Consider the following 13,016-nt stretch of genomic DNA (forward strand, 5'->3'; position numbering starts at 1 on the left):
GGTGCATGATCCGGACCCGAAGCGCCGCGCTAGCGCAAAGTGTGCAGCGGTTTTCTGAAAAGATCATGCGCGATCAAGAAGCTAAAGCGCGATGATTTATCCCGATCTCATCGCTTAGTGCACTGAGGCCATTACCGGCTCGTCGACATATTTCATCACGGCCGACTGGTAGAGCACGAACAGCGGTTGATAGCTCCGCTCAGCGTCGTCCTCGACCATCGCCATGCGGCGATTGTCGAGCATCAGCCAGTGGCCGTCGAGCCGTGCAGTAGCAATCGCGTGCTCCTCGCCGACGCGGGTGTCGCGCACCACGACGATGCGGAGGTCTTCCGCAGCTACGCCCGCCAGCCGCAGCGCGGCGAGCTTGGCGATGGCGTAGTCTTCGCAATCGCCGGCGCCGCGCGCGAAGGTCGCGAGCGGCGAGCTCCAGGCGTCGTCGATGCCGTCATTGGCGGCGTGGATGGCGAGATTGATGGCTCGGTTGGTCTCGCCGAGGCGCGCGCGGCCCTCACGGGCGCGGGCCTGGTCGACGATGGCGAGCAGCTTCAGGGCCGCAGGGGATGCACAATTGTCCCGGTCGCCGTCGCACAGCGCGAGCTGCACCATGTCGTCGTCGAGCCTGTCCTTCAGCGTGGACCATTTCTGCTGGAGGCCGCCGGATGAGATGGCGAAGGCGAACACGCCGAACGGTTCGGCGGATTTGCGTACGAGGAGGCCGGCGCCGGGCGACAGCAGCGTGCCGGCGCGAAGCTCGGCGGCCGATCCGAGCAGGATCAAGCCGCACAAGATCAGGATTGCGCGCCAGGCGCGCGAGCGAGCAGCGGTCTCCATCTGACATCCCCTTCCCAGGCTTCGCGAGATCCCCCTCGATCTCGACGTGCCGGGCTGTGTTGCTTTCCTGGAGATAGTGCGAGGCGGGCCGTTTTGTTCTGCTTAACGCGCCCGGCAGGGGTCCCAGAACCGTGGGACAGGCTGAAACAGGCCTGCCTAAATTGCCTAAAATTTTACGATCCCGGAGCTAGGAGGGCGCTGTCGTGATATGGATCCGGTTGCAGGCAGGAGTTGCGAGGTGGCTGATTCTGCGTCCTATGGCTAACGGCGCGCTATTTCACGGGTTCTGTTAGCTAGGTCACAGATCTTGTTCCATATTTGGCGCAGGATGTTGCAGGGCATCAAGCAATGAAGATGACGCAAGTATCTCTTCGACCAATTTTACCAAAAACGACTTGGGATGATGGGGAATGCGTGCATCTAAGCTCGTTTCGACTTCAGAATGCTTGGAGTGTTACTTCAGCTTCTCTGGGAAGGCGCCGGCCTGCGGGGCTCTTACGGCCAAGTGACGCGAAATCACACAAGCAATAGATGGTTTCGCTAAGGACTTGGTAATGCTAAGCAAGCTTAGGCAATGATACTTACTTAAATTTTAACCCTTTTGCGGTGCCCCGGTTGAATTACGCTGGCAAATTCGACGCCGCGACGTCCTTGGACGGCCAGGTTTCCGGTACGTCTGGCCACGTCCATGCCGATTCCCTTGCGGCCAAGCCCTTCATCGCGAAGGGACAGGGCCATGTGCCTGATGGCGCGTTCGTTGTTCCCGATCCCAACCTGATCTTCAACGGCGAGTTCAAGCGCGCCGGCCTTGATCTCGTGCTGTCCCACGAAGGTCAGGAGTTCGTGGTTCACGATTATTTCAGGGGCGAGAAGCGCGCCGCGATTGCCTCGCCTGACGGCGCCCACCTCACCGGCGACATCGTCAATGCCCTCACCGGCCACGTCCAGGTTGCCCAGGCCGCGCCCGGCGCCGCTGCGGCCCAGGTCATCGGCCACGTCACAAAACTCTCCGGCAGTGCGACCGCGATTCGCAACGGCGTCTCGGTCATCCTGAACAACGGCGACAATGTCGAGAAGGGCGACGTGGTCTCGACCGGCGCCGATTCGACGCTCGGCATCACCTTCATCGACGGCACCGTGTTCGGCCTGTCCTCCAATGCGCGGATGGTGCTGAACGAGATGGTCTACGACCCCAACGGGTCGAGCAACTCCTCGCTGCTCAGCCTGGTTGCGGGCACCATCACCTTCGTCGCCGGCGAGACCGCCAAGCATGGCGACATGAAGGTCGACACGCCGGTCGCCACCCTGGGCATCCGCGGCACGGCGGTGCTGACCCAGATCAACTTCGTCGTTCCCGCCGGCGGCGGCGATCCGCAGCCGCAGGCGAGCTTCCAGGTGCTGGTCGAGCCGAACGGCACGACCGGCTCCTACATCCTGTTCGACAAGATCACGCTGCTGCCGATCGCGACGGTGAACCAGGCCGGCCAGATGATCCAGATCAGCGGCGGCAACGTCTCCGTCACCAACGCGCTGATGTCGCCGGAGGTGCAGAAGCTGATCACGGACGTGTTCTCGCTGAAGTTCACCGACAACAACACCAATACCAAGCTGACCACGAACTTCACCGACACGATCACGCCGATCAGCCTGGACTTCGTGTTCAAGTCGGGGTCCGGCACTGCCGCAATCGCGACATTCGTCACTCTCAGTGCGCCGCAACGCGACGGCTCCGGCAATTCAACGCAGCAGGCCACCCGTGTTCCCGGCCAGCCGATCGTGCAAAGCTTCGACGCCGGCGGGAATCTAAAGACGGCCTTCGCGCTGACTGAGCGCGCAGCCACAACGGGCGACACGACGGCCGATACTGTCACCGGCCTGATCAGATTCGTCGATCAAAACCTCGGCGACCGGCCGACGGTGTCGGTGAGCCTCGCCGAAGCGCCGAACTACGTCTACAAGAGCGCCGGTCAGCAGGACGTTACCGGCTCGCTCACCGAGCTCCAGAAGCAGGGCATCGCAGCGACGCAGATCCAGATCAGCGTCGTTGCCGACCCCGCCAACGAGAACAATGGCTCGGCGGTCTGGACCTACACGATCCCCGACAAAGTCTTCGACTTCCTCGCGGCCGGCGAAACCCTGACGCTGACCTATATGGTGCGCGTCGACACCAATTTCGTGGTGAACCCAGAGTCCAGGTTCATACCGATCACCATCACGATCACGGGTACGAACGACAAGCCCACCGTGGCGACGTCGGGCGGAATCGTCATCGAGAAGGTCGGGACCGGCAATGAGGCTCTGGACACCATCACGGGCACCGTCACCTTCACCGACGTCGATCTGACGGACCGGCCGATCGTGAGCGCGGCGCTCTCTTCCACCCAGCCGTTCAAATATCTCGATGCCGAAGGCAACGACATCACCGCGACATTGACGCCGCAGCAACTCGCCGCGATCGCGGCCGTCAAGGTGCCGCTGACGGTGGTGCAGGGTGCAGGGAACGGCAACAACGGCTCGGCCGCCTGGACCTACAGCGTTCCCGACCATCTCTTCGACTTCCTTGCCGAGGACGAGAAGCTGATCCTCAATTACGTGGTGCAGGTCGATGACGGGCACGGCGGCATCGTCAGCACGCCGCTCACGGTTTCCATCAATGGTGCCGATGTCAATGTCGAGGGCACCAACGACGTACCGACGATCATCGAGGACGACACGATCTCGACCGGCGCGGTGACGGAGGATACGGAAGTCCTGACGGCGAGCGGTACCATTGCCTTCAGCGATCCTGACCTCACGGATACGCACACCGCGAGTTATATCCTGAAGTCGACGACGTCGAGCGCGCATCTGCCCGGATTCGGCGATGGTACCTCGCATATTGGCACGTTCGTGCTTGGACCGGTGAGCGAGAACCCGGGCGCCGGCACGGAAGGGGCCGTGGGCTGGACCTTCACGATCGACGCCAGCGATCCGATGCTGCAGTCACTGGCCGAAGGCCAGACTATCACCCAGGTCTACACCGTTACGGTCGACGACCTCCACGGTGGAACGGTCACCAAAGACGTCACGGTCACCATCACGGGGGCCAACGACGCCCCGACCATCACGAGCGATGAAGACGCGGCGAAGGGCTGTGTCACCGAGGACGCGGGCCCGACACTCTCGATCTGCGGCACACTGGCGATCCAGGATCTCGACCTGATCGACACTCATACCGCGCAGGCCGTGTTCAAGTCGTCGACGTCGAGCGCATATCTGCCGGGCTTCGACGACGGCACGACGCTCGGCACCTTCACGATCGATCAGTCGGTGCATGAATTCAGCACCGATACCAACAACAGTGCGACGCTGGGCTGGCACTTCACGCTCGACAACAGCAATGCGGTGCTGCAGTCGCTGGCGCAGGGCCAGACCATCACCCAGGTCTACACGATCACGGTCATCGACAATCACGGTGCCGAGGTCTCGCAGGACGTGACCGTCACGATCAACGGCGTCAACGACGCGCCGACCGTCACCAGCAGCGCCGCAGATGCCACTGGAGCGGTGACCGAGGATGCCAGTGCGACGTTGGCGATCTGCGGTACGCTGGCGATCCAGGATCTCGACTTGATCGATACCCACACCGCGCAGGCTGTGTTCAAGTCATCGTCCGTCAGCTCGGCTCTGCCGGGGTTCGGTGCCGGCGCGAACATCGGCAGCTTCACGATCGATCCGTCGGTGCTCGAATGCAACACCGATACCAGTGACGGCGCGACGCTGGGCTGGCACTTCTGCCTCGACAACAGCAATGCGGTGCTGCAGTCGCTGGCGCAGGGCCAGACCATCATCCAGGTCTATACCGTCACGTTCGACGACCAGCATGGCGGCAAGGTGAGCCAGGATGTCACCGTCACGATTGCCGGCACGAACGACGCGCCGGTGCTCGCCGATCTCGACATTGGTCCGCTCACGGATACTGCCGCGGCCGACACCTTCGCCAATCTCGCTGGCCATTTGTCCGGAACGGATGTCGACAGCGGCGAGACGGCGACGCTGACCTATGCCGTTCTGAACGCAGATCATCATGCGGTGACGACGGTTGCAGGACTGTACGGCTCGCTGACGGTCAACCCCGACGGCAGCTACAGTTACGTTCCCAACGCGACGGCGATCGACGCGCTGCCGGAAGGATTTTATACGGATACGTTCACCGTCCAGACCAAGGACGCTCATGGCGCGACCGGCACGGCAACGCTCACGGTGGACGTGACCGGCGCGGACGACGGGAACGTCGCACCGGTGATCGACGTGAACCAGATCAGCGTATCGCAGGAAGGCGTCCAGGTCTTCATCCACGGCATCACGGTCACCGACGCCGACGCTACTCCCGATGAAACCTTCGCACTCACCGTGGCGGCGGATTCGGGCACGTATGTGGAGCCTGAACCGACGTCCGATACGCTGGCGAGCGTCAATTCAGCACTCCAGGGGCTGACCTATACGGAGCCGAGCCAGAGCGGGGCTGCGACGGATAAGTTGGCGGTCACGGTGACCGACGGCCACGGCGCGACCGATACGGTCAACCTGATCTTCAACCTGACCGAACAAGGCCCGGTGACCCTCGCCAGCACCAACGGCAAGGATGTGCTGTTCGGGACCGGCTATCAGGATCAGTTCGTATTCGCCGCCGACTCTAACCACGACACGATCCTCGATTTTGAGCACGGTCAGGACCACATCAATCTGACGGCGGTTGTGGCGACCGATATCGACTCGGCATGGATAGCCCAGCACGCGGCGGCCTCAGGGGCAGACACCCTGATCACGATCAATGCGACGGACACCATCCTCCTGAAGGGCATCGCCCAGGTCCAGGCGAGCGACTTCATCGTCCATGCCTGATCGCGGCGCGATGGGCCACGATCGTCTGCAAGCCGATCTGCGCTGCCGCTCGCCGTCAAAGCGTGATATCCAACCCCCATGAAACGTCTCAAGATCCTGCGGCGGTGGTTTGCGCGGAAGTTCGGCCTTGCGCGGCTGATGTGCCTTGCGCTGCTGGTTCTGTTTGCCGGCGTTCGCCTCTGGGATCCGCCGCCGATCCAGGAATTGCGGCTGCGCACTTTCGACATGTTCCAGCTGATCGATCCGCGCCACAAGACGGCGCGGCCGGTCACCATCGTCGACATCGACGACAAGAGCCTCGCCAGGCTCGGCCAGTGGCCGTGGCCGCGGACGCGGATCGCCGATATGATCCAGAACCTCACCAGCAACGGCGCGGTGGCGATCGGCTTCGACGTGGTGTTTTCTGAGCCCGACCGGCTCAATCCGGATCTGGTCGCGGGCCAGATGCGCTCTCTCGACGATGCCACCCGCGCCAAGCTGCGCGAACTGCCGACCAACGACCAGATCCTTGCCGATGCGATCAAGCGCTCGCGCGTGGTGCTGGGCGAGACCGGACAGTCGGCGATCTCCTCCGAGATCGACAAGTCGCTGCCGTTCACCGGCATCGCGACGGTTGGTGAGGAGGGCGCCGAGCGCTTCCTGTTCGAATTCCCCGGCCTGCTCCGCAACGTGCCGGTCATCGAGAAGGTCGCGGCCGGCCGCGGCCTGTTCACCATCAAGACCGAGCGCGACGGCCTGATCCGCCGCGTGCCGATGGTGATGCGCGCCCAGGGCAACATCATGCCCTCGCTGAGCCTCGAGATCCTCCGCGTCGCCACGGGCACGCCGACGCTGCTGATCCGGACCGACAAGACCGGCGTGCGGGCCATTCGCCTCAAGGGCGTCGAGATTCCGACCGACAAGAACGGTCAGCTCTGGGTGCATTATGCGCGCCAGGACCCCTCGATCTACGTCTCGGCGGCCGACGTCCTCGACAACACCGTCCCGCCAGCCAAGCTCGCCGGAAAGCTGGTGCTGGTCGGCACCTCCGCGGTCGGGCTCAATGACATCAAGACCACGCCGGTGTCCTCGACCATGCCCGGGGTCGAGATCCATGCCCAGGTGCTCGAGAGCCTGCTGAGCGGCGCGGTGATTTCCCAGCCGAACTACGCGCTCGGCATCGAATTGATCGCTGCGCTCGTCATCGGCCTGCTCGTCATCATCTTCACCCCGAATCTCGGTCCCGTGCGCCTCGTGCTCGCCGGTGCGACGTTCGCAGCGATCCTGGTCGGCACGTCCTGGTTCTTCTACGCGCAGCGCCGCTACCTCATCGACTTCACCTATCCGCTGCTCTCGACCACGGCGATCTATCTGACGCTGATCTTCGCCAGCTTCGTGCGCGAGCAGCGCCAGCGCGTGCAGATCCGCGGCATGTTCGCGCAATACATGTCGCCGGTGCTGGTCGAGCAGCTGGCGCAGTCGCCGGAAAAGCTCGTGCTCGGCGGCGAGGAGCGCGAGATGACGATCATGTTCTCCGACGTGCGCGGCTTCACCACGATCTCCGAGAGCTACAAGCACGATCCGCAAGGGCTGATCGCGTTGATGAACCGCTTCCTGACGCCGCTGACCGACGTGATCATCGAGCGCAAGGGCTACATCGACAAATACATGGGCGACGCCATCATGGCGTTCTGGAACGCGCCGCTCGACGATGCCGAGCACGAGGTCAACGCCTGCGAGGCGGCGATCCAGATGCTGGAGCAGATCGACGTGGTCAACAAGGAGCGCGAGCAGGAAGCCGCCGACGGCGGCCACATCTACATCCCGCTCAACGTCGGCATCGGTCTCAATACCGGCATCGGCGTCGTCGGCAACATGGGCTCCGACCTGAAGAAGAACTATTCGGTGCTTGGCGACAGCGTGAACCTGGCCTCGCGCCTGGAAGGGCAGACCAAGGAATACGGCTTCCCGATCATCGTCGGATCCAGGACCGCGCTCGCGGCCAAGGAGAAGTTCGCGATCCTCGAGCTCGACTTCATCATGGTCAAGGGCAAGACCGAGCCGGAAGTCATCTATGCCATCGCGGGCCGTGAAGACGTGATGCATTCGGGCGCATTCCAGCGCCTGCGCAACATCACCATCGAGATGCTCGGCTGCTACCGCAGCCGCAACTGGCAGGGCGCACTGGACGCGATCGAGCGCGGCCGCCGCAGCGAGGACGCCGACACGCTCGAGAAGCTGTTCAGGCTCTACGAGGTGCGGATCAAGGAATTCCAGGTCAATCCACCGCCCGAGGGCTGGACCGGCGCGTATGCGCTGCTGACGAAGTAGGCTGCAAGTGAGTGGGTTGTGCAGTCACCCACACTCCGTCATTGCGAGGAGCCCTTGCGACGAAGCAATCCAGAATCCCTCCGCGGAAAGATTCTGGATTGCTTCGCTCCGCTCGCAATGACGAGTATCGAGGCGATTGCGCGCGATCATTCCGGGCGATCGTCCCGGCGAAAGCCGCGACGACCGCGTTCATTGAGCCTGGCGCTCAGCCCGCCGCCCTCACTCCATCCCGATCGTCGTCAGATCCTGGAACCAGTGCTGCGCCTGCACGAACTGCTTGATCTTCGGCGACAGCGCGTGCGGGTTGGTGTCGTGGACCACCCAGACCAGCGTGGCATCGTCCACGATCAGCGCATGCGCCTGGGCCAGCAATGCGTCCTGCTTGGCGCTGTCGAAGGTCTGCTTGGCCTCGTCGATCAGCGCATCGACCTTCGGGTTCTTGTAGCCGCCCCAGTTGACGCCGACAGGCGCGATCTGCCCGGAATGGAAGAAGCGGACGATGGCGTAGAGTGGGTCCGAGGTGACATAGGCGATGTTGTTGGCGGTGATGCCGGCGTTCATCTCGTCGGCCGCGCCCTTGCGCCAATGCGTATAGAGCGTCTCGAGCTCGACGACCTTGAAATCGACGTCGATGCCGATCTCCTTGAAGCTCTGCTGCAGCAATTCGTTCATCGGCAGCGACAGCATCTGGCCGGTGCCGCCCTGCGCAATGATGAAGGTGGTCTTGAGCGGCTTCGCCTTGGAGTAGCCGGCTTCCTCGACCAGCTTCTTGGCTGCTGCGAGATCATATTTCAGCTCGAAAGTGGGCTTCCCGAACCAGGGGCTCGACGGGTCGACCTGGCCCTTGGCTGGCTTGGCCAGCCCGTTCATCAGGCCGACCACCGCCTCGCGATCGATCGCAAGGTTGAGCGCCTTGCGCAGGCGGATGTCGGTCCAGGGCGAGCCGGGCAGCACGCTGAGATGATAGTTCCAGACATGCGGCGTGACGTTGTCGACGAGCTTCATGCCGGCCGCTTTCAGCTGCGGCACGGCATCCGGCGCCGGCGTCTCGATCAGGTCGACTTGTCCCGCAAGCAGCGCATTGGTGCGCGTCAACGCTTCCGGCATCGGCACCAGCACGATCTTGTCAGCCTTCGGAATCCGCTTCTTGTTCCAGTAGTCGGGGTTCTTGGTCAGCTCGGCGAGCTCGCGTGGCACCAGCTTGGTCAATTTGAACGGGCCGGTGCCCGAGGGCTGGCTGGCGAACTTGTCCCAATCCTTGCCGAGCTTTTCATACTGTGCCGGGCTCGACACCAGGAACCACAGCATCTGATACGGGAAGAAGGAATCGACCGTCTTGGTGGTGATCTCCACGGTGAAGTCGTCGATCTTGGCGTAGCTGGCGACCGAGGGCAGGCGGGTCTTCACCTGCGCGCTCTGCCGCTTGTCGAATTGCGGCGCCTTGTCGTTGAGCACCTTGTCCAGATTCCAGATCACCGCATCGGCGTTGAACTCGCTGCCGTCGTGAAACTTCACGCCCTTGCGAAGCGTGAAGCGCCACTTGGTCTTGTCGGCATCGTCGACTTTCCATTCGGTGGCGAGGCCCGGCACCAGCTTGCCTGGGCGATCGGCGACGTCCATCTCCCAGGCGACCAAGGGATCGTAGATCGTGTAGGCCGTGAATTGGTAAGCGCCGGCGCCGCGATCGGGCTGGCCTGTCGTCAGCGGGATGTCCGCCATCGAGATGCCGTAACGCACCACCGTTTCGGCGCGCGCCGAGATTGCGGAAACTGCCAGCGCAAGCACGGCGAGACAGGTCGACAGACGAATACGCATGAATCAAAGCTCCAGGGAGGATCTGGGGCCGAACCTGCAATCTTGATGCCAGAATAGGCAGTGCGCCGATTTCGCCGGTGCGTCATCACAAGTACTTGTCGTCGCGGAGGCAATTTGCAGAATAAGTTTCTCCTTGGCATAGCCATTGCATACGAGTGCATCAAAATTAATCATCGAAAGCCGGAAAAGGACTGAGGCGATGCTTATCAAGAACAACAAGACCCGCGCGGCGCTGATCGCGCTGTTGGCGCTCGGGAGCGTGGCCGCATGGCCGCGGGCGGTCAGCGCCGAGACCGTGCTGCGCATCGGCATGACCGCTGCCGATATTCCGCGCACCCTGGGTCAGCCCGATCAGGGCTTTGAAGGCAATCGCTTCACCGGCCTCACCATGTACGACGCGCTGACCGGCTGGGACCTGTCCTCTGCCGACAAGGCGAGCGTCGTGATCCCCGGTCTTGCCACCGAGTGGAAGGTCGACGATGCCGACAAGACCAAGTGGACCTTCAAGCTGCGCCCCGGCGTCACTTTCCATGACGGCTCGCCGTTCAACGCCGATGCCGTCGTGTGGAACGTCGAAAAGGTGCTGAAGCAGGACGCGCCGCAATTCGACGCCAGCCAGGTCGGCGTCACCGCCTCGCGCATGCCGACGCTGGCCTCGGCAAAGAAGATCGACGACATGACGGTCGAGCTCACCACCAAGGAGCCCGACAGCTTCCTGCCGATCAACCTCACCAACCTGTTCATGGCGAGCCCGGCGAAGTGGCAGGCCTTCTACGACAAGGCCGAAGGCGCCGATGCCAAGGCGAAGTCGCAGGCCGCCTGGACCGCGTTCGCCAAGGACGCCTCGGGCACCGGCCCGTGGAAGATGTCGAGCTTCACGCCGCGCGAACGGCTCGAGCTGGTCAAGAACGCGAACTATTGGGACAAGGCGCGCGTGCCCAAGATCGACAAGATGGTGCTCCTGCCGATGCCGGAGGCGAATGCGCGCACCGCAGCGCTGCTCTCGGGCCAGGTCGACTGGGTCGAGGCGCCGGCACCCGACGCGCTGCCCGAGCTCAAGCAGCGCGGCTTCAAGCTCTACGCCAACGAGCAGCCGCACGTCTGGCCATGGCAATTCTCGCGCGTCGAGGGCTCGCCCTGGAACGACATCCGCGTGCGCAAGGCGGCGAACCTCTGCGTCGATCGCGAAGGCCTCAGGGACGGCCTGCTCGCCGGCCTGATGGTGCCCGCGACCGGCACCTTCGAGCCCGGCCATCCCTGGCGCGGCAAGCCGACCTTCGAGATCAAGTACGACAAGGCGGCAGCGCAAAAGCTGATGCAGGAGGCGGGCTTTGGTCCCAACAAGAAGCTGACGGTCAAGACGCAGACGTCCGCGTCGGGCTCGGGACAGATGCAGCCGCTGGCGATGAACGAATATCTCCAGCAGGCCCTCGCCGAATGCTATTTCGATGTGAAGCTCGACGTCATCGAGTGGAACACGCTGTTCACCAACTGGCGCCGCGGCGCCAAGGACCCCTCGGCCAACGGCTCGAACGCGACCAACGTCACCTACGCGGCGATGGACCCGTTCTTCGCCCTGGTGCGCTTCCTGCAATCGGGCATGGCGCCGCCGGTCTCGAACAATTGGGGCTTCATCAACAACCCCAAATTCGACGAGCTGGTGAAGAAGGCGCGCCAGACTTTCGATCCCGCCGCACGTGATGCCGCGCTCGCCGAACTGCATGCGGCCTCCGTCGATGACGCGGCTTTCCTCTACGTCGCCCACGACGTCGGCCCGCGCGCGATGAGCCCGAAGGTGACGGGCGTCGTGCAGCCGAAGAGCTGGTTCATCGACTTCTCGCCGGTATCGATCAAGCAATAGTCTCGACTTGCTCAGTGCACCCTCTCCCCTCCTGTCCGCCGAAGCCTTGGCGAAGGCGGATGTGGGAGAGGGTGGATCGCCGCGACAGCGGCGAGACGGGTGAGGGGTCTCTCTCCGCGAGGGGACTCTATCTCTCGTTTGAAATGCTGTAACCGCGGAAACAACCCCTCATCCGGCGCTTCGCGCCACCTTCTCCCACTAGGGGAGAAGGGAAGAAAAGAGACAACGTGCTCGCCTATATCGCCCGACGCATCGTCTATGTCGTCCCGATCGTCATCAGCGTGGCGCTGGTGTGCTTCCTGCTCGTGCACATCACGCCGGGCGATCCGCTCGTTGCGGTGCTGCCGGCCGATGCCTCGCAGGAACTCGCCGCGCAGCTCCGCGCCGCCTATGGCTTCGACCGGCCGCTGCCGGTGCAGTTCGGCCTGTGGCTCTTGCGCGCGCTGCATGGCGATCTCGGCAATTCCATCGCGACCGGACGCCCCGTGCTCGCCGAGGTCATGCGCGCGGTCGGCAACACCGTCACGCTCGCGATTGCCGCGGCCATCATCGGCTTCACCATGGGCATCCTGCTCGGCCTGATCGCCGGCTATTTTCGCGAGACCTGGATCGACAAGGTCGCAACGTCCTTTGCCATCGCCGGCGTCTCCGTGCCGCATTATTGGCTCGGCATGCTGCTCGTCATCATCTTCTCGGTTCAGCTGAACTGGCTGCCCGCCGTCGGCGCCGGGCCCAGCGGCTCCAATTCCTGGGCCTGGGACTGGGCGCATCTGAAATATCTCGTGCTGCCGGCGATCACGACATCGGTGATTCCCATGGGCATCGTCACCCGCACGGTGCGTGCCCTCACCGGTGACATTCTCTCGCAGGACTTCGTCGAAGCCTTGCGGGCCAAGGGTCTGCACGAGCGCGGTGTGTTCCGCCACGTCGTCAAGAACGCCGCGCCCACTGCGCTTGCCGTGATGGGTCTTCAGCTAGGTTACATGCTCGGCGGCTCGATCCTGATCGAGACCGTATTCTCCTGGCCGGGATCGGGCTTCCTGCTCAACTCCGCGATCTTCCAGCGCGACCTGCCGCTGCTGCAGGGTACGATCCTGATCCTGGCGCTGTTCTTTGTGTTCCTCAATCTGCTGGTCGACATCGCCCAAGCCGCGATCGACCCGCGCATCAAGCGGGGCTAGTCAGATGAGCCCAGCTGCAGCCACACAAAAGGTCCGCCCCCTCCCCCGCGAGCGGGCAGGGCAATCGCATATGAATATTGCAGAGGTCGTCATGCCCGGGCTTGTCCCGGGCATCCACGTTCTTTGTGCTGCGT

At 63.2% G+C, this 13,016-nt stretch carries 5 protein-coding genes and 2 pseudogenes; 5 read left to right on the forward strand and 2 right to left on the reverse strand.

The window, feature by feature from the left end:
• Positions 1-114: 114 nt before the first annotated feature.
• Entirely contained in the window at positions 115-831 is a 717-nt protein-coding gene (locus tag AC1RQP_RS34010) for a transglutaminase-like cysteine peptidase (RefSeq protein ID WP_239627538.1), read from the reverse strand.
• 615 nt (positions 832-1,446) lie between these two features.
• Between AC1RQP_RS34010 and AC1RQP_RS34015 the strand changes: the two are divergent.
• From AC1RQP_RS34015 to AC1RQP_RS34025, 3 genes and pseudogenes are all read left to right on the forward strand, one after another.
• Positions 1,447-3,393 (forward strand): annotated as a pseudogene (locus AC1RQP_RS34015) (FecR family protein); the annotation flags it as partial.
• 393 nt (positions 3,394-3,786) lie between these two features.
• Positions 3,787-5,715: pseudogene (locus AC1RQP_RS34020) on the forward strand (VCBS domain-containing protein); the annotation flags it as partial.
• Positions 5,716-5,793: 78 nt separating this feature from the next.
• Entirely contained in the window at positions 5,794-8,025 is a 2,232-nt protein-coding gene (locus AC1RQP_RS34025; RefSeq protein WP_492941479.1) for a CHASE2 domain-containing protein, read from the forward strand.
• 219 nt (positions 8,026-8,244) lie between these two features.
• Here AC1RQP_RS34025 and AC1RQP_RS34030 read toward each other — a convergent pair whose 3' ends face one another.
• Positions 8,245-9,840: an ABC transporter substrate-binding protein gene (locus AC1RQP_RS34030; protein ID WP_492941481.1), complete on the reverse strand. Its 1,596-nt coding sequence runs from the start codon at positions 9,838-9,840 to the stop codon at positions 8,245-8,247.
• Positions 9,841-10,039: 199 nt separating this feature from the next.
• Between AC1RQP_RS34030 and AC1RQP_RS34035 the strand changes: the two genes are divergently transcribed.
• Together AC1RQP_RS34035 and AC1RQP_RS34040 are read left to right on the forward strand one after the other, a co-directional pair.
• Positions 10,040-11,701, forward strand: coding sequence for an ABC transporter substrate-binding protein (locus AC1RQP_RS34035; protein WP_492941483.1), 1,662 nt, complete (start codon positions 10,040-10,042; stop codon positions 11,699-11,701).
• Between the two features lie 227 nt (positions 11,702-11,928).
• Positions 11,929-12,882 (forward strand): ABC transporter permease, encoded by a 954-nt coding sequence (locus AC1RQP_RS34040; RefSeq protein WP_239627528.1) that lies wholly within the window; start codon positions 11,929-11,931, stop codon positions 12,880-12,882.
• The last annotated feature ends 134 nt before the right edge of the window (positions 12,883-13,016 follow it).

The sequence above is a fragment of the Bradyrhizobium sp. GW821-FHT13H06 genome (genome assembly GCF_058803975.1).